Raw genomic sequence first — 23,764 nt, forward strand, 5'->3', positions numbered from 1 at the left:
GGATTCACATATGTTTGAATTAAAATGGCTGTATGAAATTACTTTAATGATTTATGGTTTAAGTTTGATTGGGTATTTTATTGATTTTATTCAACACAACCGGAGGGCTAATTATTTAGCATTCTGGTTACTTAGTATGGTTTGGATTTTTCAAACCTTTTTTTTGTTATATCAGGTATTGATCGAAAAAAACTTTCCAATACAGACATTAAACGATAGTTTATTTTTTTACTCCTGGATACTGATTACTTTTTCAGTAGCTATCAATAAACTTTTTCCTGTTCATTTTATTGTCTTTTTTACAAATTTATTTGGCTTTTTTATTTTTCTTTTATATATCTCTACGAATGCACAGGAAAATATGCAAAGCAGTGGTGTTCAATTTGTCAACGAAATACTGATTACACATATAACACTCGCAATTGTATCTTACGGCTTTTTCACTATTTCCTTTTTGCTTTCAATCTTGTATATTTTGCAATATCGTTTATTAAAAAATAAACAAGGGTTTAAGTGGATGTGGCGAATCGGTGACTTGAAGGGGCTGGATAATTACTCTTTTATAGCTGTTACAATTGGCGTTGGGTTATTGTTAATTGGTATAATATTAGGTGTAGTGTGGGCATATGTGGCTAATGCTGAATTTTATTGGTTTGATATGAAAACGGTAGGCTCACTTCTGGTTTTAGCTGTCTATATTGTTTATTTATTTTTACGTTTGATTAAAGGATATCAAGGAAAAACTATTTCCATTTATAATACCGCAGCGTTTTTAATTTTACTAATTAATTTCTTTTTGTTTAGTTCATTATCAAATTTTCATTTTTAGGAGGTTGTCTTCATGCGTAAAATTACTGTTGGTTCAAGAAAAAGTAATTTAGCTTTAACCCAAACAAATTGGGTGATAAATCAGTTGAAAGAGGCTGGCGTGAAAAATGAATTTGAAGTAAAGAAAGTTGTTACAAAAGGTGATCGGATTCTTGATGTTACCTTATCAAAAGTAGGAGGGAAAGGTCTGTTTGTGAAAGAAATTGAGCAAGCTATGTATGATGGGGAAATAGATTTTGCTGTACATAGTATGAAAGATATGCCATCCACTATGCCTGAAGGACTTATGATATCTTCTATTCCTATCCGTGAAGATCATCGAGATGCGTTTATATCAAAAAATAATGTATCACTTAATAAGTTAAAGGCGGGTGCCATTGTTGGTACAAGCAGTTTACGTCGTGCAGCGCAAATATTAGCCAAAAGACCCGATGTATCCATTAAGTGGATCCGTGGAAATATCGAGACACGTCTTAGAAAATTAAATGAAGCGGATTATGATGCGATTATTTTAGCTGTGTCAGGATTAAAACGTGTCGGTTTAAGTGAAGATCTGATAACAGAATACCTGGACGCGGAAGTTTGTGTACCGGCAGTTGGACAAGGAGCCTTAGCAATTGAATGTCGTGAAGATGATCAAGAGATTCGTGATTTATTAGCTAAAATAAATGATGATTATACAACCAAAACAGTTAGTGCAGAAAGAACATTTCTTCATCTACTTGAAGGTGGATGTCAGGTGCCTATCGGGGGCTATGCTTATTTAGAAAAAGAAGACATTATTCTAACTGCATTAGTTGGCACACCAGATGGTAAAACAATTCTTAAAGAAGTTGTTCGAGGAACTGATCCTGCGGCTGTTGGTAAAGAAGCAGCAGATAAGCTTATCGATCAAGGTGCAAAAGAAATAGTGGAGAGAGTGAAAGAGGAGCTTGACGAGTAATGTCAATTTCATTACATGGATCTAAAATTCTTATTACCAGAGAAGTGAACCAGGCAAAAGAATTTATGGAGCAGGTTGTACAGCATGGTGGCATACCAATTGAAGCCCCTCTTTTGAAAATTTCATGTATGGATCAGAATGATAGCAAGACTTATTTTCAAGATATAGATAACTATGGGTGGATATTTTTCACAAGTGCAAATGGAGTAACATGTTTTTTTCAGTTAGCTGAGAAATATAAAGTAGATATAGAACAGTTTCAACATATACATTTTGCGGTAATTGGGCATAAAACGGAAAATACATTGAAAAAATTCGGGTTAACTGCAGATTTTATCCCTTCTACCTATAATGCAGAGACAATGGCTGATGAATTTTTGAGTAAATACAAAGAAACAGATTCTATCCTGCTGGTGCGGGGCAGTCGATCTAGGGATGTCCTGCCAATCGAATTTTCAAAGCAGGAGCTTTCCTTTGATTCCATCGAAGTTTATGAGACAAACTATAATTTTGAAATAGCTGAAACCTTAAATAATATTTTACTACAAAGAAACTTGGATTTTATAACATTTACCAGTCCATCAACGGTAGATGCATTTGTTAAGTTGGCAAAGGTTGCGATTGATACTACGTGTGTATGTATTGGAACAACTACAGAAAATAGAGCACGTGAACTAGGCTTCACCTCCACTTTAGCACCTAAGGAATATACAATTGAAGGAATGTTGGAATGTATGCAACAGTACATTTCCTCAGAAAGGATAGATGATGATGACAATTAATAGTGAATTTAAACGGCATCGCAGATTAAGATCTTCAGCTTCCATCAGGTCATTAGTACGTGAAAATCACCTGCGAACAGATGACTTTATTTATCCGATGTTTGTTATTGAAGGGAATACCATTAAAAATGAAATAGCCTCAATGCCCGGAATTTATCAAATTTCTCTTGATCTTTTAGTTAAAGAGGTAAGAGAGGTAGCCGAACTTGGGATTAAAGCTATTATGTTGTTTGGCGTAATCCATGATAAGGATGAACAGGGAACGGGAGCTTTTATTGATCATGGAATTATACAGGAAGCAACACGAATGGTAAAAAGTGAATTTCCGGACATGTTAGTCATTGCGGATACATGTCTTTGTGAATATACATCACATGGTCATTGTGGCGTAATTCATCATCAGGATGTGGATAATGATGAATCACTGAAGCTGCTGGCAAAAACTGCTGTCTCACAGGCAAATGCAGGTGCAGATATTATAGCACCATCAAACATGATGGATGGATTTGTTGCTGTTATCCGCAAATCTTTGGACGAGGCAGGCTTCAAGAACATTCCGGTTATGTCCTATGCTGTGAAATATGCTTCGGCCTTTTATGGACCTTTCCGGGATGCTGCAGACAGTACACCACAATTCGGTGACCGCAAGACCTATCAGATGGATCCGGCAAATCGCCTGGAAGCTTTACGTGAAGCTAAATCTGATATTGAAGAAGGGGCAGATTTTCTAATTGTAAAACCTGCATTATCCTATCTTGATATTGTTCGCGAGGTAAGAAATAATTTTAATATACCTGTCGTTGCCTACAATGTTAGCGGAGAGTACTCGATGGTAAAAGCAGCTGCTTTAAATGGCTGGGTAAATGAAAAAGATATTGTACTCGAAAAACTAACTTCCATGAAACGGGCTGGAGCAGACCTTATCTTAACGTATTTTGCTAAAGATGCAGCTAGATGGCTGAACGAATAAATTTGTGGAGGAGTGGTTTTTTGTGAAAAGTTTTGATAACTCAGTGGATGCTTACAAGGAAGCTGTCGATTTGATGCCTGGTGGTGTGAACTCTCCTGTTCGTGCATTTAAATCAGTAGGTATGGCACCAATTTTTATGGAAAAAGGAAAAGGATCAAAAATCACTGATATTGATGGCAATGAGTATATTGATTATGTATTAAGCTGGGGGCCTTTAATTTTAGGACATGCAGATGATAATGTTGTTCGTAAATTAAAAGAAGCAGCCGAAAATGGAACTAGCTTTGGTGCGCCAACTGTTTTGGAAAATAAATTGGCAGAACTTGTGATAGAACGTGTCCCTTCCATTGAAATGCTGCGTATGGTCAATTCGGGAACGGAAGCAACAATGAGTGCACTCCGTGTAGCGAGAGGCTATACAGGAAGAGATAAAATCCTGAAATTTGAAGGGAATTACCATGGACATGGTGATTCATTGCTTATAAAAGCAGGATCTGGTGTTGCAACATTGGGACTGCCTGATAGCCCTGGTGTTCCAGAATCGATTGCAAAAAATACAATTACTGTACCGTATAACGATATGGAAAGCGTCCGGTATGCTTTTGAAAATTATGGTGATGACATTGCAGCAGTTATTGTTGAACCTGTTTCAGGAAATATGGGAGTTGTGGCACCAGTAGGTAATTTCTTACAGGAGTTAAGGGAAATTACCGAGGATAATGGTACGGTACTGATCTTTGATGAAGTAATGACAGGATTTCGTGTAGGATATAATTGTGCACAGGGTCATTTTGGTGTGACACCAGACTTAACTTGTTTGGGTAAAGTAATTGGTGGTGGCTTACCGGTTGGGGCATACGGTGGCAAACGTGTAATCATGGAAAATGTTGCACCGGCAGGAATGATATATCAAGCAGGAACTTTATCCGGTAACCCATTAGCAATGACGGCAGGCTTTGAAACATTACATGCATTGGATAGATTATCTTATGAGAAGATTAATAAAAAAGTAGAAAAATTAATGGATGGTTTTAAACAAGCTGCGAAAGACTTTGATATCCCACTCCATATTAATCGTGCTGGTTCGATGTTTGGTGTGTTCTTTACAAATGAGGAAGTTATAAACTTTGAAACTGCTCAAAAATCAAACCTAGATTATTTTGCCCAGTATTATCGTGCGATGATAGATGAGGGCATCTTTTTACCGCCATCTCAGTTTGAAGGATTATTCCTCTCAACTGCCCATACAGATGAAGACATTGGAAAAACAATTCAAGCAATACGTAATGCGTTTTCGAAAATTGAAAAGTAAATTGCTATTAAAAAGCTATTTCAGACTGGAGTAGCTTTTTTTATTACGCATTAATGGGCTGTAATACCCCCACCTCCAAGCGTGAGAAATCCCAAACGTGAAGGTGGGGAGGGCCTTGTGTCATACCCTTGTGGTAAAAACAGCCTGTAAATTTCCTGATTCTGATCAAGGGTCTTTAGGTCATATCATGAGGTACTAACATTCAGTGGGGGAGGAAGGGAAACCCCCACTGAATGAAGTTTCACTTTATTTGAGTTATTTGTAAGGTTGGTTTTAAAGAGAGTTGTTTTTTTTATACACAAGTAACCCCAGTCCCAAACATTCAGAATGAAGACTTTCATTTCATAAGCATAACCTCCATTTATCTCTCATATAGATAATTAAGACATATAAGCTTATGGAATATATATATGTTGAAGGGAGGAAATCATTTGTCAAATGATCAACCGGTGTTCAGTTTTGAATTAAACGAATCGCTTTATTTTGAAAAAGGACAGGAAGTTGCAGAAATGAGAGGGGTTTCCCTGGACCCGGAAATATCCATTCAAGCTTTTAATGAGTATATTTCGATAAGGGGTGTAATCGAATTAAGTGGGGAATATCTTAAGGTGGCATCAACAGAGGAAAATGACCAACCGATGGATTTTGAAGATTATCATTCAAAGCGTTTTGTAGAAACCGTTGTAGATTTGGAAGAAGGTAATGCAGCGTTTACCCATCGGTTTCCTGTTGAAATAACTGTACCAACATATAGAGTAAATGATATTAATGATGTAACGGTGTACATTGAATCATTTGATTATGAAATACCAGAACCAAGCCAGCTGAAATTGTATTCTACGATTGAGATTCATGGAATTAGTGATCCATCTGAAGAATCACCTGAAAACGTGGAAGCAAAGGAATCTCAAGCAGAAGCGCTCTCTATGGAGAGAGAAGCGAATGATTCATTTAATTTTGAAATAAAACAGGAAAAAGATACGGATGATGAACTTGAACCAACGATATTAAATCCATCAGATATTCCCACTTTAAAATCGGAAGAGGAAGAAGGAGATGATTCTACAGAAGAAGCCCGTTGGAAAATTAAACAACAGTCTCAATCATTGAAGGAATTTTTTGATGATTTATCTTCTAAGGAAAGTGCGCTTGATTCTTCTCCAGAGATCATTGATGATCCCTCGCCATCTTACAATGATTCAGACGAAGCACCAGATGCATATGAAGCTATGGAAAATCGAGCAGAAGAAATGGAAGATGTTCGTTATCTAGCAGATATGTTTAGAAGCTCAGAGGAAGAACAATACACACAAATGAGACTCTGTATTGTTCAGGAAAAAGATACGATTGAGACAATTGCTGAACGCTATAAAATAACAACATTACAATTGATAAAACAAAATAATTTAGCTGAAGCATATGAAGTTTCTGAAGGTCAATTACTTTATATTCCAAATAAGAAAAAGTAGAAATGTTACCCCTTGGTCTTATTCAAGGGGTATCCAATTTATTCCAGGTGGTGAAATAAACGATGGATAGAATAAAAAAAGTGCTGCAGGCCTATTCCATTTATCCGCTCACTATAATTAAAGTAACAGAACGTATTTATCGAATCAGTGATGGGCAACGGGAGTATGCTCTCAAACAAAGCTCCATGTCCGATGGTAGTGTAACAAATTGGGAATATGCCTACCAGCAGGCTTTTTCACATAATCTATCAAGTATTTTACCAGTTTATTTAACAAATGGTGGAAATTTATATATAGAAATAGAAAAAAGTATCTTTTATTTAACGCCATGGATAGATAATATGGAGATGAAGATAACTAAACAATCAATTGAGCAATTTTATCGCAATGTAGGAAAACTACACGTAACAACAAAACAAGAGCAGGTGGTTCAGACGGAAGTTTGGCAACATCATTTTCAAGCATATAAGAAGTTTTGTCAGGATACAGCAATAAATCTATTTGGTTTTGTAGAAAAATTTGAAAAGAATCAGTATATGTCACCATTAGAGTTACTTGTTTGTACACAATTTCGGGAATTGGAGTATGGATTTAAGGAAATAAATAAACGGATTGAACAATTTATTAATCTGGAAGCAGAAAAAACAACCTGGAATTATAGTTTATGTCACGGAAATTTAAGATTTTCTCATGTCTTAGCTGCAGGACAATTCTATATAATTAATTTTGAAAATGCTACATATGAAAATGCTGTTATCGATTTAGCTACATTTTATAAAAATGAAGTCGCTGATTATGATTCACAGACAGAATTACTGATTGATTTATTCTCTCTTTATATGGAAGTAAATAAATTAACCATAAATGAATTGCAGTTACTTGCCATTCATTTGTTAGATCCGACAGAATATTGTTCCATTGTTCAAGACTATGTGAATGGTAATAATCAACATTCAATCATTGAGAATGTTATTCAATTACAGCATGCCTATCGTAAAGTTTTATTCGGAATACAATTATCTAACCATATTGAGGATGAATATGAAACAATCTCACTTGATGATCTTGAAAGTTAAATCCATTCTAAATAGAAAGCAATAAACAGTCCGACTAACAGTCCCAGTAAAAATACATCAAGAGTAGTTGGAAAAAATAATGTACGCAGTAGTTGAAAAATCAGAATGGGTAAAGTAACCTTTTCAATAACAAAAATACAGTGTCTTGCCCATGGTGGTAGTCGATATCTATAATACCTCGCCACTTAAATCACCTCTTTCCAAAAAAATCACTTCCCTTTCTTCGTTTTATTTAATATGATATGTATAGAGATAGTTGTTTTGTGCAAAAACTGTGATAATAGTTGACGACAGATAAAGTTATCGATAGAATAAAAAGTAATCATTATAATTAAATGTGATGATCGGGAAGAGTACAAAATAGACACCTACAGAGAGGGGAATAAGAGCTGAAAATTTCCCAGGAAAAGCTATTTTGGAAGGTCGCCCATGAAGCAGCTTCTTTGAAACTGAAGTAGGAGAATGCCGGCAGCTCGCCGTTATCAATCAATTGAGTGTACAAGTGCTTTTATTCACTTGTAAACAAAGGTGGTACCACGGAAATAAACCCTTTTCGTCCTTTTATTAAGGATGAGAAGGGTTTTTTTGCGGTAAAGAAAATGTATTCATATTCCTTTCTGCATGAGTGCATAAGTAATACTTCGAAGCAAATTCAGGTCGTAGATGAAAAGTGCTTTTTCGCCTGAACGAAAGTCTACTTCAAAAAGCGGGCACTCGAGAGTATAAGAATTTCCAGGAAAGCAAAATTCGCTTTGAAGAATCTCTTTTGGACTGACAATTTTTTCAATATTAGGAGGTAGCTAACATGAACGAAAATAAGACAGCGTCACTGTCATCAAAATATAATCCACAGGCAGTGGAAAAAGATCGCTATCAATTTTGGTTACAGGGAAAATATTTTGAAGCAACTAAAGACAAGGAAAAGGAGCCGTATTCCATTGTCATCCCACCACCAAATATAACTGGCAGACTACATTTAGGTCATGCATGGGATACAACGATGCAGGATACGTTATCCCGAATGAAACGTATGCAGGGATATGATGTGTTATGGCTTCCAGGGATGGATCATGCTGGAATTGCAACACAGGCAAAGGTGGAAGCAAAACTGAAAGAACAAGGAACAAATCGTTATGAATTAGGGCGAGAAAAGTTTATTGAGACAGCATGGGAATGGAAAGAGGAATATGCTAACTTTATTCGATCTCAATGGGAAAAGCTTGGACTGGGACTTGATTATTCCAGAGAACGATTCACTTTGGACGATGGACTGTCTGATGCGGTAAAGGAAGTTTTTGTTAAGCTATATGAAAAGGGACTTATTTATCGTGGTGAATATATTATTAACTGGGATCCGCAAACAAAAACTGCACTCTCAGACATTGAAGTTATTTATGAGGAAGTTCAAGGAAAATTTTATCATATGCGCTATCCGATTAAGGATAGTGAAGAAACAATTGAAGTTGCTACAACACGTCCAGAAACGATGTTAGGTGATACAGCAGTAGCAGTGCATCCTAAAGATAAACGTTACAAGCACTTAATTGGTAAATCAGTTGTATTGCCAATTGTAGGGCGGGAAATTGAAATTGTTGCTGATGATTATGTAGATATGGAGCTTGGGTCAGGTGCTGTAAAAATTACTCCAGCACATGACCCAAATGATTTTGAAATTGGAAATCGTCATAATCTAAAGCGTGTGCTTGTAATGAATGAAGATGGATCTATGAATGAAAATACAGGAAAATATCAAGGCCTTGATCGTTTTGAATGCAGGAAGCAGATTGTGAACGATCTTCAGGATATTGGTGTATTATTTTATATTGAAGAAAGAGTCCATCAAGTTGGCCATTCAGAGCGCAGTGGAGCGGTTGTTGAACCCTATTTATCTACCCAGTGGTTTGTTGATATGCAGCCATTAGCAGATGCAGCAGTAGAACTGCAGCGTAGTGAACAAAAAGTGAATTTCGTTCCAGATCGCTTTGAGCATACGTATTTAAACTGGATGGACAACATCCGTGATTGGTGTATTTCACGTCAGCTTTGGTGGGGGCATCGAATTCCCGCATGGTATCATAAGGAAACGAAGGAAATTTATGTTGGTAAAGAAGCGCCAGCAGATAGTGAAAATTGGGAGCAGGATGAAGACGTATTGGATACATGGTTCTCTTCTGCATTATGGCCATTTTCAACCATGGGCTGGCCTAATACGGAGTCAGAGGATTTTAAACATTACTTCCCAACAAATGTACTCGTTACAGGATACGATATTATCTTCTTTTGGGTAGCAAGAATGATTTTCCAATCGAAACAATTCACCGGTGAAAAACCATTTAAAGATGTCCTTATTCACGGTTTAATTCGTGATGCGGAGGGGCGGAAAATGAGTAAATCACTTGGTAATGGTGTAGATCCGATGGATGTAATCGAAAAGTATGGTGCAGATTCTCTGAGGTATTTCTTGCTAACCGGATCTACTCCAGGGCAGGATTTACGCTTCCATTGGGAAAAAGTTGAGTCTACCTGGAATTTTGCCAATAAAGTATGGAATGCGTCTCGCTTTTCCTTGATGAATATGGAAAACTTCACTTATGAGGATATTGATTTATCCACTGAAAAATCGTTAGCAGATAAATGGATATTAACCCGATTAAATGAGACGATAGAACTTGTAACAAAAAATACAAATAAATATGAATTCGGTGAAGCAGGTCGCCATCTGCATAACTTTATTTGGGACGAATTATGTGATTGGTATATTGAAATGGCTAAACTTCCGTTATATGGTGAAGATGAGACTAAAAAGAAAACAACTCAATCTGTACTAGCATATGTTCTTGATCAAACGATGCGTATGCTTCATCCATATATGCCGTTTATTACAGAAGAAATCTGGCAACAGCTGCCACATCAAGGTGAATCGATCACCGTTGCTAAATGGCCACAAGTGCGAAATGAATTTCATGACGTGGCAGCATCTAAAGAAATGAAACGACTTGTTTCGATCATTAAATCTGTTCGTAATATACGGGCAGAAGTAGATACACCAATGTCTAAACAAATTAAACTTCTAATCCAGGCTGAAACTTCAGAAGTTGTAGCAGAGCTTGAGAATAATCGTGACTACTTGGAACGTTTTTGTAATCCTCGTGAATTGACGATTGCAACCAACGTTACTGTTCCTGAAAAAGCTATGTCAGCAGTTGTGACAGGGGCTGAAATTTACCTTCCACTTGAAGGGTTGATTGATTTTGAAAAAGAAATAGATCGCCTAAAAAAAGAATTGGATAAATGGACAAAAGAAGTAGAACGTGTACAGAAAAAATTATCTAATGAAGGTTTTGTTAAAAAAGCACCAGAGGCAGTCGTAAATGAAGAAAAACAAAAGGAAAAAGATTATCTCGATAAGCAAGCTAAAGTGAAAGTAAGATTGAATGAATTAAAACAATCAGCAGAATAAAATTTTTACTTGAAGCGGAATTTCATGAATCAATAGAAATTCCGCTTTGCTATATTTTTGATTTTATATGTGACACATATTTTCGAACAATATTTATATTACTAACAGCACTAAGTGTTCTAGAACCTACAACATCTTCTATTTCATTAAATAGAAGATCACCATTATAATCGATTAAAAAATCAATGCCCACCATGTCAAAATGAAAGTAATTGATTATTTTCCTGATAATTGCTAGCTCTTGCTCATTTAGCTTATACAACCTTGCAGAACCACCGAGCTTGAAATTAGCACGGAAATCATTATTGCTTTCTCTTAAAACTGCACCGATAATTTCTTTACCAACAATAAAAACACGCAAATCTTTTCCAAGCTTTACATTACTGGTTTGAATAATAAAATCATTTGAAAGCTTCCCAATTGAAACTTCCCAAGCTTGTCGATCATCAATAAAATATACTTGTTTACCTCCTCTGCCTGAAGATTCTTTCACAACAAAGGGAAAAGGGAATGGGATAGTTGTGGGGATATTATCTTTTTTAAAATATAATGTATCTACCATTGAGATCCCAAGATCATTTATATAATGATGGGTAAGTGCTTTATCATTACAGATACTTGAAATAATGGATGAATTGAAAACAGTGATATCACATGCTTCCAAATGCAGGCTTAACAATGGGTCTATTGTGCGAACAATGGCGAAATCAGGTTTAGAAATGGCTTTTCCATCCATGTTAATTATCCGCTCGTTACCAGTAATCCCAATCGTCACTTTTTCTCTTATGATAAGCTTGAGTGATAAATTTTGAAGTTGTGCCTCTTCAATAAACCAATCAATAAACGATTGATTAACAGCTACGTCTTCCTTCTTATAGATCAGCCAGCCGTGCGCCATCTTTTCACCTTCGTTCTTCATTTAAATGATCAAGTATGTAGTCCATAATAAAATCAGCTACATTAATTCCCGTACAATCATACATATTATGGATATGAGCATTTGAGTTTATCTCACAAATTAATGGATTATTATCCGGACCAAACAATAGATCAACTCCGGCAAAATCAGCTCCGATTGCTTTGGTTGCAGTAACTGCTAATGTCACTTCCTGCTCCGTAGGTAGATAAGCCTTCATCGTGCCACCTGCTGTCACGTTTGCCCTAAAGTCATTCGCTGACGTTCGTTCCATTGCTGCCACAACTTTATCACCTACAACATGTAAGCGTAAATCTCTTCCATAGCTTGATGCAATAAATTCCTGAAATATGAATGCTTTTCCTTGTAATTCGTTAATCTTTTTGATTAATTCCTCTTCTGTATGTATTAAATAAACCTGCTCACCAAAAGATCCAAAGGCTTCTTTTACAATCATAGGCCACCCTAGTTTTTGGATTGCTAGCTGTATGGTTTCATTATCAAGCATTCCATTGGAGAAAATTTTTGGAGCAATTATTGTTTTCGGTATAGGCAGCTTATTTTGTGCTAAATATTGATATGTAGCAATTTTGTCATCGCTTATATGAATGGACTCTGCCGAATTAAAAACAGGTACTCCCATTAATTCTAATTGCTTTGCGAGATAGATGTCTTTATCGGCGAAAACAACATAATCAGGTAATTGATTTTTTTCTTGCTGTAGAAATTCTAATGAATCAATTCCTAGGAAGGAAAGCAATTCATTGTTTTTATAAATAATTGTGGTACTATTTTTCTTAGCTGCAGCGGATTGTATCCACTCAGCAAAATCTAAAAATTTATTTCCTTGCAAATTTCCGTTGTATATAATCCATCCTTGTTTATTCAATTTATGATATCCTTTCTGCTATACTATTTATTAAAGACTTATTTCGTAATGATAGTTGCACTTTAAGTTCTTGGATGATATAAAATGTGACGTAATTTTAGGTTTATTCCAAAGCTTGTGCTGCCGGTGGGACGAGTAATTGCAGGCACAATATTTTAAAAAACAGTCAAATTAATGGATGTAAAGAAAGTGGTGTACATAAATGTTTGAAAACTTTAAACAGGTAGAGACGTTTTTTGAAACTCGAAAATCCCTTGGAATTAAGCCTGGTTTGGATAGAATTAAACGTTTACTAGGATTACTAAATAATCCTCAAGACAATATCCAAGCCATTCATATTGCAGGAACCAATGGCAAGGGTTCGACACTGCAGTTTATAAAGAATGCGCTTAAGAGTAATGGCTATAATGTAGGTGTGTTTACATCACCTAGTTTTTCTGGTTTAGCCGGCCATATAGGATTAAATGATACCATCATATCAAATGACTCATTTATAACTTTATGTAATGAAATGTATCCTGCGATTAAGCAGCTGGATCAAGAAAATATGTCTCCAACTGAATTTGAAATTATTACGGCACTGGCATTTTTGTATTTTTCAAAGCAGGTTGATTTTGCCCTAATTGAAGCAGGTATGGGTGGGCGTGAAGATACAACGAATTGCTTCCGACCCATTATGTCCATTATAACAAATATCGCAATGGATCATACTGATTTTTTAGGTAATACATTAGAAGAAATAGCATATCATAAAGCTGGCATTATAAAAGAGGACGCATCGGTTATTGTAGGTGAAATGGAGGAAGCCGCACAGGCAGTTATTGTAAAAGAAATTCAAAATAAAAAGACAAATAGTTACCATTTAGGACAAGACTTTACATATAAACATATCGATTATAACACAGCCTATGGGGTACAATATTTCTCATGGAATAGAAAAAAAGACCGGCATAGCCTGACTTTAAAGATGCTTGGAGAACATCAGGTGAAAAATGCTTCGATTGCCTTTATGGCAATTTTAGAACTTGTAGAAAAGGGTTATACAATAAATTTACAGACAACAAAAGAAGCTTTCAAACATACTATAGTGCCTGGAAGGTTTGAGATTGTGAAGGAAAACCCTCTAATCATTCTGGATAGTGCTCATAATCCAGCGGGAATTAACTCATTTTTACAAACAGTTACTACAAATTATAAAGATATGTCTAACCATCTTCTTTTTGCAGCATTTAAAGATAAAGATTTAGAAACTATGCTTCATCAACTAAGCGGTCATTTTGCATCTATTACAGTCACAACTTTTGATCATCCACGTGCTGCGAGTACAGTAAAATTATATCAACTAACAGAGGATGAAAATAAAAAGATTTGTGGAAATTGGAAAGCAGCTTTAAAAAATATGAACCAAATGGACAGCAATTACTTTGTTACCGGTTCTTTACATTTCATTGTTCAGGTAAGAGATTATTTAAATTTACATAAATAATTGTATTTTGTAGAATTATTTTTTAATCGTTTGACACTGTTCGTCTTACTTTTTAAATCCCTTATGCTAGAGTGAAACAAAACTAGTAGAGTGAGGGGATAGCATGGACAAGCAGAAAAAGACCGGAGTATTGAATAATAAAATCAAACTTAAAATAAAAGATCGTTCGAATACTTTTCGAAAAAGCAAAGAAGAACAGGCTGCGACATATCAAGATAATGGTGATGAATCAATTCCAACTTTTGCAAGACAGTATGACAGCAGTAATTCCAAAAAAAAATATGGTAAAAATGAAAGTAGATTCAAGCATTTTAAACCGGTTATTGTGACAACAATTGCCGCCATTGCTATTGGGTCAGTATTAGGCTTTGCGATGCTCAGAATGTTTGTAATCATTGATGGAGATCTTAGTGCGAACGGAAATAATAGTCTTCCGGTAATGACTGATGATACTGCTAAAGATCAGGATGAAAATAAAACAGTAGACACCTCATTAAAAATGCTTGATCCTATTCATGCATTTGTTATACAAGGAGGGGTCTTCTCAGAACAAGCTAACGCAGATGAATGGGCTGCCAAATATGAACATGCAGGCTTGCCTTCTACTATTTGGGAAATAGATAATCAATATTTTCTATTAACTGGTTTAGGGGAATCAATGGATCAAGTAAAACAGTCTGCAACGGAATTAAGTGAGTACGGTTTTGATGTTTTTGTCAAAGAGTGGACAACAGATGAGGTGGAGATAGAGCTTACGGAGGAAGAGCATACCTGGCTTACGTCTTTCCTTGAAGAGTGGCAGGCAGCTTTGACGTCGCTTACCAGTAATCAAGTGTTTTCAGTAACAGACTGGGAAGAATTAATGAATAATTATCCGGAAGGTACTGAAAAATTATCTGGTTTATCGACAATGATAGAAGAACTAGTTGGCGAAATGAGTACAACAGAAAATAGACAAGCACAACATATTCTTCTAAAATTATGGTTGCAATATGAAATAGTAACAAATAATTAGGTATTTTATGAAATAATACCAAATAGCTAATTTTCTATTTTACGTACTTGAGTACCTTTGATAATTTAATTTTCTTCCAGTGAATATTTCAAAAATTAGGCTGTAATCATGCTTCAAAATTGAATTTTACTGATTTGTCTCCATTGATATATCGTTTTAATATAAACGTATATATCGGAAGGAGGTTAATCAATGACAACATCAGCAATTATGATTAAGGATGTGCCTAAGGAGGATCGCCCCAGAGAGCGCATGTTAAAACTTGGTTCCAAGCATTTATCCAATCAGGAACTAATGGCAATTTTATTGGGGAGTGGTACAAGAGACGAATCCGTTATGGCGCTGTCCAATCGTGTTTTAATGCATTTTGAAGGTTTAAAGTTACTAAGCGATGCTACAATAGAAGAGCTTACAGCAATAAAAGGAATTGGTGCAGCGAAGGGAGTTTTAATACTTTCCGCAATTGAGCTGGGAAAAAGAATGAATCAATATAAACCAATTGATCGCTATGTTATCCGTTCTCCGGAGGATGGAGCAGATTACGTGATGGAAGAAATGCGAAGTTTGAATCAGGAGCATTTTGTTGTTCTTTTCCTAAACACTAAAAACCAGATCATCCATAGACAGACAATCTTCATCGGCAGTTTAAATGCTTCTATCGTGCACCCCAGAGAGGTCTTCCGCGAAGCAGTAAAACGATCAGCGGCATCGATAATTGTTGCACATAATCATCCCAGCGGAGATCCCTCTCCATCACAGGAAGACATTCATGTGACAAGGCGATTAGTTGAATCAGGTAAAATGATTGGCATAGAACTTTTGGATCATTTAATCATCGGTGATAGAAAATTTGTATCACTTAAAGAAAAAGGATACTTATAATACTATCTATTTTAGTAATTTTTTCGTATAATTATATAGACCAACTAATAAATCAGCGCCATTTTTCGATTTTTTATTGAAAGTGGCGCTTATTAAGATTGTTAGGTGCAATGTATAAGTTAACTTATTTGTAATGATTTGGCTTTTTTTAATGATTGAACTTTAATTTGTACATAATATTTAAAAGGATAGTAAAGCTACATATTTACAAATGAATTGCGATTTGGAGAGGGAGATTTTTTTGGGTAGATTTAGTTTTTCACAAGATTTAGGGATAGACTTGGGTACTGCAAATACACTTGTATTTGTGAAAGGAAAAGGGATTGTTGTCCGCGAACCTACTGTTGTAGCTAAAAATAACGAAACTGGAGAAGTAGAAGCTGTTGGTAGTTCTGCAAGAAATATGATAGGAAGAACACCGGGAAATATTACTGTAATTCGCCCAATGAAAGATGGGGTAATTGCAGACTATGATACAACTGCCATGATGATGAAATACTATATTAAAAAAGCGATGAGAAACAGATCCTTTTTTGCAAAAAAACCAAGTGTTATGGTCTGTGTTCCATCCGGAATTACCATGGTAGAAGAACGTGCGGTTATTGATGCGACAAAGCAAGCCGGAGCAAAAGATGCTTTTCCGATTGCTGAACCATTTGCAGCAGCTATTGGGGCTGGTTTACCAGTTTGGGAACCAACAGGCAGTATGGTTGTAGATATCGGTGGAGGAACTACGGAAGTGGCAGTTATTTCACTTGGAGGTATAGTTACCAGCCAGTCGATCAGAAAAGCTGGGGATAATTTAGATGAGGCTATTGTTACCTATATACGCAAGCAATATAGTTTAATGATTGGAGAGCGATCTGCTGAATCAATTAAACTGGATATTGGGACTGCTGGACAAGCTGCTGGAAATGAAGAGATGGATATACGAGGACGTGATTTATTAACTGGTTTGCCAAAGACTATAACGGTTACTTCCAAAGAAATAGCCGCATCATTAAATGATACGGTTGAATCAATCGTGGAGGCAGTTAAAAGTACTTTGGAAAAAACTCCGCCTGAACTGGCTGCTGATATTATGGATCGAGGTATTGTATTATCTGGAGGAGGAGCTCTCCTAAAAAATATTGACCAAGTTATTAGTGATGAGACGAAAATACCTGTTTTTGTGACAGAAAACCCACTTGAAAGTGTTGCAATTGGGACAGGTAAATCGATCGAGTACATTCAACATTTCCGTTCACATTCGAATGTATCATCTCGTCCAACTGTTGAGTAAGTAGGTGTTTTGATGCCGTTTTTTAGAAAAAAACGTTTGTTTATCATTTTAATTGGATTCATTATTCTTGTCGCATTAATTGGCTATTCTTTGACGGACAGGGATAAATTAACAACTGCAGAACAATTTGTAAATGATACTGTTGGATGGGCGCAAAGTGTTATACATGCCCCGGTCACTTTTATAACAGATATCTTTACAAATATTGACGATTTCAGGGATACGTATAATGAGAATCAGCTGTTGAAAGAAAAATTATCAGAATATAAAGGATTAATTTATGAAGTACAGGAGTTAACTGAGGAAAATGAAGAACTGAGAAACACATTGGAGGTAACGGATTCAATCAGAGATTTTGAACCTATCCAGGCAACCGTCATATCCCGTTCACCTGAAAGCTGGGTAGAGCAAGTTACGATTAATAAAGGGGAACAAGTCGGTGTGAAGTCCAATATGGCCGTTATAACTGCTGAGGGCATGGTAGGGAAAGTTCTGAGCACATCACAATTTACTTCGACTATCCAATTGATTACAGGTTTTGATCAGTTCAATCGTATATCTGCAACAATTTCCCGTGATGAAGGAAAGGATATTTTTGGTATGATTGAAGGGTTTGATAAGGAAAGTAGTTCCTTATTATTCAGGATTATCGAAGAGTCAGATAAAGATTTGGAAGAAGGAGAATTAATTGTTTCTTCCGGAATGGGTGGCGTATTTCCCGCTGGGCTAATGATTGGGTCAGTAAAAGAAGTTATTCCTGATCAATATGGGTTAACCCGAACAGCACTTATTGAGCCTGCCGCAGATATGTACGAAATAAATAATGTTATTGTTGTAGATCGAACACTAATAGAAGAGGCAGAAATTGAAAGCGAAGATGAGGAGGAGGAAGAGTAATGAAACGTTTGTATTTACCTCTCATCCTCTTTCTGTTTCTTATATTGGAAGGTGTAGCATTGGAACTGCTGCCAATCAATTTAATTATGAGCGACTTCTTCATCGTCCCACATTGGGTATTTGTATTTCTAGTATATCTTGCTATCTTTTATGATGGGGAGAACACATATTTTTCGGTAATGTATGCAATTGTTTTTGGCTTGTTAATTGACATTGTCTATACAGGAATACTGGGTGTCTATACGTTCTCATATGGATTGGTAATTTACATTGTTCATGGTATTAAAAAAATACTTCATGGAAACTTTTATGTAACCGTATTATTAGGTCTTGTTGGACTTGCTTTAACAGATATTTTTATTAATGGTATATTTATAGTAGTAGGTATGAGTGATATGCTATGGAAAGATTATTTTATGTATCGCCTTCTTCCTACGGTTATCTCGAATCTTGTATTTCTTCTGGTGTTATACCCGGTTATTGTAAAGTGCCTTATCCGATGGAGAAAAGAACAGTTATCTGGCAGAAATACTATTTAACTAAGCATGGTACTAGTAATGAGGTGAACTTATCGTGTCTGATAAGAAACAATTGATCACAATAAAAGGAACAAGAGAAGGGCTTTCACTATTTATAGATGATTCTTGCACGTTTGCTGATGCAATAGCTGAATTAAACGAAAAAATAGTTGCAAGTCACCTGAAAAATGATGAGCCAATCGTATCTGTAAAAGTAAAATTAGGTAATCGTTATTTAGATGAGGAGCAGAAGAAACAACTTAGTGAAATTATCAGTGACATAAATCGTTTCACAATTCATTCGTTTGAATCAAATGTCATTCAAAGAGAAGAAGCCCTTTCCTGGAAAGAAGATAGTGAAATAAAAGTTGTCAATCGAATTGTTAGATCTGGTCAAGTGTTGGAAGTAAAGGGGGATCTTTTATTAATAGGTGATGTGAATCCTGGGGGAAAAGTAATTTCAACAGGAAACATTTATATAATGGGAAATTTATATGGTATTGCTCATGCAGGTTCTGATGGTGACCGAAATGCATTGATAGCTGCTTCATTTATGAAGCCTAGTCAACTTCGTATAGCGGATTATATGAGCCGTGCTCCAGATTATGAAGCTGATGGTGTGTATATGGAATGTGGTCTTATAGATGAAGAGCAGGATAAGATAATCATTGATCGACTTCAAGTTCTTTCACATAAAAGGAAAGAAATAAGCGGACTCGAAAGGAGAATGCAAAATGGGTGAAGCAATTGTCGTTACATCTGGTAAAGGCGGAGTCGGCAAAACAACTTCTTCAGCTAATATAGGTACAGCATTAGCGTTAATGGAGAAAAAAGTATGTTTGATAGATACAGATATTGGCTTAAGGAACCTTGATGTTGTAATGGGACTGGAAAACAGAATTATTTATGATATTGTAGATGTGATTCAGGAACGCTGTAAATTGAAGCAAGCACTTATAAAAGACAAACGTTTTGACTATTTATCATTATTGCCAGCAGCTCAAACCAGTGACAAGTCTGCCGTTACAAGAGAGGGTATGAAAAGTATCGTTTCAGAGCTTAAACAAGAGTACGATTATATTTTAATTGACTGTCCAGCCGGCATTGAGCAGGGTTTCCAAAATGCCATTGTGGGAGCTGATAAGGCCATCGTTGTAACAACACCTGAAAAATCCAGTGTACGTGATGCGGATCGAATAATCGGTTTATTGGAAAAAGAAGAAATGGAGCCTCCAAAACTAGTAATCAATCGAATTCGTAATCATATGATGAAAAATGGAGATATGATAGAAATTGATGATATCGTACAAATTCTTTCCATCGACCTTATTGGTATTGTAATTGATGATGATGAAGTGATCAAGGCCGCTAATAATGGAGAGCCAGTTGCATTGCATCCAAATTCAAAAGCCTCTATTGCATATAGAAATATTGCAAGACGGATTTTAGGAGAAAGTGTTCCTCTGCAATCATTAGAGGATCAAAAAAGTGTGTTTCAAAAAATGAAACGATTTTTGGGAATGCGAGCTTAAACGTAAAAGATATGATGAAAGCTATGTCCTAATAAAGGGTATTTTTTCATCATATCTTTTTATTATTCATAACCAGTATTTTTGTTTCATACACTTGTACAAAAGTATGTGAAGGAATGTGAGGATAATGAATAATGGAGTAAAAAAAGTTCGTAAATCAATTGGTCAACGTAAAAAGGTACGAGGTTTGAACGTTAAAGATGGATCCAAAAAGCAATTATTTCCAGCATTTCCTCAAGAAGAAGAAAAGCATGGCTATTTCCCGATTTTTCCAGATAGTTCCATGCAAGGTAAAGATACAAATAAGATAGCAACCAGTTTTATGCTGAAGGGTGTTTTAGCGGCTTTGCTTTTCTTGGGTGCTGCCTTGTTGACTGAATCAGAAGCAAAGTTTCTTCAAAAGCCAAAAGAGTGGACGAGCAATGCTCTAACTGAAGAATTCCCGTTTGCCAAAGTTAATCGCTGGTATCAGGAAGCCTTTGGTAGTCCTTTAGCCATTACTCCGCAGCAAGACGAGACGGTAGCTAATGGAGAACCATTATTGCTCCCGGTAAGTGGAAATGTAATCGAAACATTTCAAGCTAACGGTAAAGGGATTATGATTGCACCAGAGGAAACTACAGATGTTTCCGCTTTACGGGATGGTGTTGTTATTTTTGCTGGAAATGACCGTAAGACAAATAAAACGGTAGAAGTACAGCATGCAGATGGAAGCATATCCACATACGGGTTCTTAAGTGATGTTGATGTACATTTATATCAATTTATTTCACGTAATCAACAAATAGGTAGGTTTCATCCAACTGCAGAAAGTGAAACAGTTTATTTTTCGATCGAGAAGGATAATGATTATTATGACCCGATTCAGGTGATAGAAGTTGATGATCTTCCTTAATTATTTACCTAAAATCCATATTCATCCCATACTGATGATATTTATTGGTATTTCATTAATTACAGGTACATTTATGGAACTAGTAATTATTTTAGCGATTGTCTTATTCCATGAGTTAGGCCATTATACAATGGCAAGGTTATTTAATTGGCGGATTAAAAGTATTATGCTTTGGGTCTTTGGTGGAGTTATGGAAACAGATGAACATGGAAATCGACCGTTAAGTGAAGAAGCATTGGTTACGATTGCTGGCCCGTTTCAACATATTGTTATTTATATGATTTTATACCTTTTATCCCATGCTGATATATTTCCAGCATCTGTAATGGAGTTGGTAGTTTATTATAATACTGCCATACTTGTTTTTAATTTATTGCCTGTTTGGCCATTAGATGGCGGAAAATTACTCTTTTTATATTTATCCGCCTATTTTCCATATAAGAAGGCTTATCATTCTGTCCTTATTTTTTCAATGATCACAAGTTTGTTGCTCGTGATCATACAGTTATTCCTCTTTCCATTTACATTAAGTGTATTTTTTATAATGATATTCTTGTTTATGGAGAACAGATCGGACTGGAAGCAGCGTTACTATGTGTTCATTCGTTTTTTATTAAAAAGGTATGAAGGTAACGCCTCCATTAAACATGTACAACCTGTTAACGTCCTGGCAGAAAACACTTTAATGGATGTGTTTGCTACATTTATGCGTGAAAAAAAACATTCCATCTATATTACATTTCCTGACAATAAACGTATGTTTATAGATGAAGCGGATTGTCTCAGAAGCTATTTTCATGATAAACATTATGATAAAACGGTTGGTGAAGTTGTGAATCTCTCTACTTAAATCCAAGATACAAAAAAAGTCCTTCCGATGCTTGACAAATACTTCGTTAACATGGTAACATCAATACGTTATTCATCGTAGCACCAGTGCTACAACCGCACAGATCAGGTTTAATTAAACTCTAAGGATAGAGTACCTGTATGGCGAGTCTGAGTTAATTAAGGAGGTGCAAGAAATGTATGCAATTATAGAAACAGGCGGTAAGCAAGTTAAAGTTGTTGAAGGTCAGGAAATCTACGTAGAAAAAGTTGCAGCAGAAGCAAATGATTCTGTTACTTTCGAAAAAGTTCTTTTTGTAGGTGGAGACGATGTTAAAGTTGGCGCACCATATGTTGATGGTGCAACTGTAACTGCTAAAGTTGAAAAACAAGGACGTCAGAAAAAGGTTGTTGTTTATAAATACAAACGCAGAAAAAACTATCATCGTACACAAGGTCATCGTCAGCCATATACAAAATTAGTAATTGACAAAATTAATCTGTAAGGATTTAATGATATGATTCATGTAACTGTTACCAGAATGAATAATCAAATCAAGGCATTTGAATTATCCGGCCATGCAATGAGTGGCCCTTATGGCTATGATTTAGTGTGTGCAGGTGTATCAGCTGTATCTATTGGTGCAGTTAATGCAGTTATGGAATTATGTGAAGCAGACTTGAAAATTAAACAGGGAGATGAAGGTGGTTATCTTCATGTCAGCCTGCCAGACTCAGGTAATAATGAGATGATGGATAAGGTACAGCTCCTGTTTGAAGGTATGCTAATTTCATTAAAATCAATTGAGAACGAATATAGTCAGTTTATCAAAATCAAACTAAATAAGGAGGTGCAGCAATGATTCGTCTAGATTTGCAATTTTTCTCTCAGAAAAAAGGTGCAGGTAGTACAAGAAACGGACGTGATTCCGAATCCAAACGCCTTGGTGCTAAACGTGCTGATGGTCAGTTTGTTACTGGAGGATCTATTCTATACCGACAACGGGGAACGAAGATTTATCCAGGTGAAAATGTAGGTCGTGGTGGTGACGATACACTTTTTTCTAAGATTGACGGCGTTGTGAAATTCGAACGTTATGGTCGCGATCGAAAAAAAGTAAGTGTCTACCCTGTTGCTCAAGAAGCTTAATTAATTAATCAATCATAAAGCTCCAGTCAATTTTTGGCTGGGGCTTTTTCATTCTTCAATTGTGAATGAGTATGCGTTTTATTGATTATCTGCTATACTTTTCATATTAATGGGGGGAGAATGGTGAAGGAAAAAGATGTCGTACATACTTTACAGCATTATCGGCATGATTTAATGAATGATTTGCAAATTGTTCAAGGATATTTGAGTATGGGGAAAACGGATAAAGCAGAAGCTAAAGTAAAAGAGTGTATGGAACGTTTCAATGAAGAACGGAAATTGATGAGTTTAAAAGCGCCATTGTTTATACTTTGGATAATACAATTTAATAGTAGATATGATAATTTTCGTTTGTCTTATACTATACATACAGAACATATAGATTTACAGAAAATTGATAAAGAATTAGTCGAACAATGCAATATTATTTTAGCAAATTTTATAGATATCAGTGATAATACAGAGTTATATAATTTAAAATTGACTTTAAGCCTGACAGAGAATTCATCGAAAATAAAGTTGAGGATTTTTCTGAATCATGATAAAGAAAATATAAATATAGAAAACATGGATAAAAATATAGAATTGGTGTTATTAAAGTGAAATAGGGTTTATTTATCAACTTTCTATTCCA

The 23,764-nt window shown here is 35.8% G+C and carries 25 protein-coding genes and 2 other annotated features; of the genes, 22 read left to right on the forward strand and 3 right to left on the reverse strand.

Annotated features, from left to right (window positions below; genetic code table 11):
- Positions 1–10: 10 nt before the first annotated feature.
- The 7 genes from AC6HVZ_RS03600 (at position 11) to AC6HVZ_RS03630 (ending at position 7,380) form a co-directional block, all read left to right on the forward strand.
- Positions 11–829 (forward strand): cytochrome C assembly family protein, encoded by an 819-nt coding sequence (locus tag AC6HVZ_RS03600; RefSeq protein WP_497556767.1) that lies wholly within the window; start codon positions 11–13, stop codon positions 827–829.
- 12 nt (positions 830–841) lie between these two features.
- Entirely contained in the window at positions 842–1,771 is a 930-nt protein-coding gene (gene hemC, locus AC6HVZ_RS03605; protein WP_497556768.1) for a hydroxymethylbilane synthase, read from the forward strand.
- Entirely contained in the window at positions 1,771–2,553 is a 783-nt protein-coding gene (locus AC6HVZ_RS03610) for a uroporphyrinogen-III synthase (protein ID WP_497556769.1), read from the forward strand. The genes hemC and AC6HVZ_RS03610 overlap by 1 nt, the downstream gene beginning before the upstream one ends.
- Complete coding sequence (gene hemB / locus AC6HVZ_RS03615) at positions 2,543–3,523, forward strand: porphobilinogen synthase (protein ID WP_497556770.1); 981 nt, start codon at positions 2,543–2,545, stop codon at positions 3,521–3,523. Before AC6HVZ_RS03610 ends, hemB begins: the two co-directional genes overlap by 11 nt.
- A 22-nt stretch (positions 3,524–3,545) precedes the next feature.
- Positions 3,546–4,835, forward strand: a complete 1,290-nt coding sequence (gene hemL / locus AC6HVZ_RS03620) for a glutamate-1-semialdehyde 2,1-aminomutase (protein ID WP_497556771.1) — start codon at positions 3,546–3,548, stop codon at positions 4,833–4,835.
- A 431-nt stretch (positions 4,836–5,266) separates the two neighbouring features.
- The gene (gene spoVID / locus AC6HVZ_RS03625; protein WP_497556772.1) at positions 5,267–6,304 is read left to right on the forward strand and encodes a stage VI sporulation protein D; all 1,038 of its coding nucleotides are present in this window, start codon (positions 5,267–5,269) and stop codon (positions 6,302–6,304) included.
- Positions 6,305–6,366: 62 nt separating this feature from the next.
- On the forward strand, positions 6,367–7,380 hold the full coding sequence (locus tag AC6HVZ_RS03630) for a hypothetical protein (RefSeq protein ID WP_497556773.1): 1,014 nt from the start codon (positions 6,367–6,369) through the stop codon (positions 7,378–7,380).
- On the opposite strand, the gene AC6HVZ_RS03635 is transcribed toward AC6HVZ_RS03630, so the two are convergent.
- Positions 7,377–7,565, reverse strand: coding sequence for a YszA family small membrane protein (locus AC6HVZ_RS03635; RefSeq protein ID WP_497556774.1), 189 nt, complete (start codon positions 7,563–7,565; stop codon positions 7,377–7,379). The genes AC6HVZ_RS03630 and AC6HVZ_RS03635 overlap by 4 nt on opposite strands.
- Positions 7,566–7,711: 146 nt before the next feature.
- Positions 7,712–7,944, forward strand: a binding site (T-box leader).
- Positions 7,945–8,185: 241 nt separating this feature from the next.
- Here AC6HVZ_RS03635 and AC6HVZ_RS03640 point away from each other — a divergent pair.
- Entirely contained in the window at positions 8,186–10,840 is a 2,655-nt protein-coding gene (locus AC6HVZ_RS03640; RefSeq protein WP_497556775.1) for a valine--tRNA ligase, read from the forward strand.
- 49 nt (positions 10,841–10,889) lie between these two features.
- On the opposite strand, the gene AC6HVZ_RS03645 is transcribed toward AC6HVZ_RS03640, so the two are convergent.
- Both AC6HVZ_RS03645 and AC6HVZ_RS03650 read right to left on the reverse strand, forming a co-directional pair.
- Complete coding sequence (locus AC6HVZ_RS03645; protein ID WP_497556776.1) at positions 10,890–11,759, reverse strand: ATP-grasp domain-containing protein; 870 nt, start codon at positions 11,757–11,759, stop codon at positions 10,890–10,892.
- Entirely contained in the window at positions 11,743–12,645 is a 903-nt protein-coding gene (locus tag AC6HVZ_RS03650; RefSeq protein WP_497556777.1) for an ATP-grasp domain-containing protein, read from the reverse strand. The genes AC6HVZ_RS03645 and AC6HVZ_RS03650 overlap by 17 nt, the downstream gene beginning before the upstream one ends.
- Positions 12,646–12,847: 202 nt before the next feature.
- Between AC6HVZ_RS03650 and AC6HVZ_RS03655 the strand changes: the two genes are divergently transcribed.
- The 14 genes from AC6HVZ_RS03655 to AC6HVZ_RS03720 all read left to right on the forward strand — a co-directional run bounded on the left by AC6HVZ_RS03655 (position 12,848) and on the right by AC6HVZ_RS03720 (position 23,733).
- Positions 12,848–14,131 (forward strand): bifunctional folylpolyglutamate synthase/dihydrofolate synthase, encoded by a 1,284-nt coding sequence (locus AC6HVZ_RS03655; RefSeq protein WP_497556778.1) that lies wholly within the window; start codon positions 12,848–12,850, stop codon positions 14,129–14,131.
- Between the two features lie 103 nt (positions 14,132–14,234).
- A complete protein-coding gene (locus tag AC6HVZ_RS03660; protein ID WP_497556779.1) occupies positions 14,235–15,146 on the forward strand; it encodes a hypothetical protein in 912 nt (303 codons plus the stop codon).
- A 192-nt stretch (positions 15,147–15,338) separates the two neighbouring features.
- A complete protein-coding gene (radC, locus tag AC6HVZ_RS03665; RefSeq protein ID WP_497556780.1) occupies positions 15,339–16,028 on the forward strand; it encodes a RadC family protein in 690 nt (229 codons plus the stop codon).
- 241 nt (positions 16,029–16,269) lie between these two features.
- Positions 16,270–17,310: a rod shape-determining protein gene (locus tag AC6HVZ_RS03670; RefSeq protein ID WP_497556781.1), complete on the forward strand. Its 1,041-nt coding sequence runs from the start codon at positions 16,270–16,272 to the stop codon at positions 17,308–17,310.
- Between the two features lie 12 nt (positions 17,311–17,322).
- Positions 17,323–18,207 (forward strand): rod shape-determining protein MreC, encoded by an 885-nt coding sequence (mreC, locus tag AC6HVZ_RS03675; protein ID WP_497556782.1) that lies wholly within the window; start codon positions 17,323–17,325, stop codon positions 18,205–18,207.
- Positions 18,207–18,746, forward strand: a complete 540-nt coding sequence (gene mreD, locus AC6HVZ_RS03680) for a rod shape-determining protein MreD (protein WP_497556783.1) — start codon at positions 18,207–18,209, stop codon at positions 18,744–18,746. The genes mreC and mreD overlap by 1 nt, the downstream gene beginning before the upstream one ends.
- 34 nt (positions 18,747–18,780) lie before the next feature.
- On the forward strand, positions 18,781–19,467 hold the full coding sequence (gene minC, locus AC6HVZ_RS03685; protein WP_497556784.1) for a septum site-determining protein MinC: 687 nt from the start codon (positions 18,781–18,783) through the stop codon (positions 19,465–19,467).
- Positions 19,460–20,257 carry a septum site-determining protein MinD gene (gene minD / locus AC6HVZ_RS03690; RefSeq protein ID WP_497556785.1) on the forward strand — a complete coding sequence of 266 codons (798 nt, stop codon included), beginning with the start codon at positions 19,460–19,462 and terminating at the stop codon, positions 20,255–20,257. Before minC ends, minD begins: the two co-directional genes overlap by 8 nt.
- 127 nt (positions 20,258–20,384) lie before the next feature.
- On the forward strand, positions 20,385–21,152 hold the full coding sequence (locus AC6HVZ_RS03695) for a peptidoglycan DD-metalloendopeptidase family protein (RefSeq protein ID WP_497556786.1): 768 nt from the start codon (positions 20,385–20,387) through the stop codon (positions 21,150–21,152).
- Positions 21,139–22,002 (forward strand): M50 family metallopeptidase, encoded by an 864-nt coding sequence (locus tag AC6HVZ_RS03700; RefSeq protein WP_497556787.1) that lies wholly within the window; start codon positions 21,139–21,141, stop codon positions 22,000–22,002. The genes AC6HVZ_RS03695 and AC6HVZ_RS03700 overlap by 14 nt, the downstream gene beginning before the upstream one ends.
- An 83-nt stretch (positions 22,003–22,085) precedes the next feature.
- Positions 22,086–22,163 (forward strand) — a sequence feature (ribosomal protein L21 leader region).
- A gap of 14 nt (positions 22,164–22,177) precedes the next feature.
- Positions 22,178–22,486, forward strand: coding sequence for a 50S ribosomal protein L21 (rplU, locus tag AC6HVZ_RS03705; RefSeq protein WP_497556788.1), 309 nt, complete (start codon positions 22,178–22,180; stop codon positions 22,484–22,486).
- Between the two features lie 12 nt (positions 22,487–22,498).
- Positions 22,499–22,843: a ribosomal-processing cysteine protease Prp gene (locus AC6HVZ_RS03710; protein WP_497556789.1), complete on the forward strand. Its 345-nt coding sequence runs from the start codon at positions 22,499–22,501 to the stop codon at positions 22,841–22,843.
- Entirely contained in the window at positions 22,840–23,130 is a 291-nt protein-coding gene (rpmA, locus tag AC6HVZ_RS03715; protein WP_497556790.1) for a 50S ribosomal protein L27, read from the forward strand. Before AC6HVZ_RS03710 ends, rpmA begins: the two co-directional genes overlap by 4 nt.
- Before the next feature lie 123 nt (positions 23,131–23,253).
- Positions 23,254–23,733: a Spo0B domain-containing protein gene (locus tag AC6HVZ_RS03720; protein ID WP_497556791.1), complete on the forward strand. Its 480-nt coding sequence runs from the start codon at positions 23,254–23,256 to the stop codon at positions 23,731–23,733.
- Positions 23,734–23,764 lie beyond the last annotated feature (31 nt).

It is taken from the genome of Oceanobacillus sp. NCCP-135, from assembly GCF_059698015.1.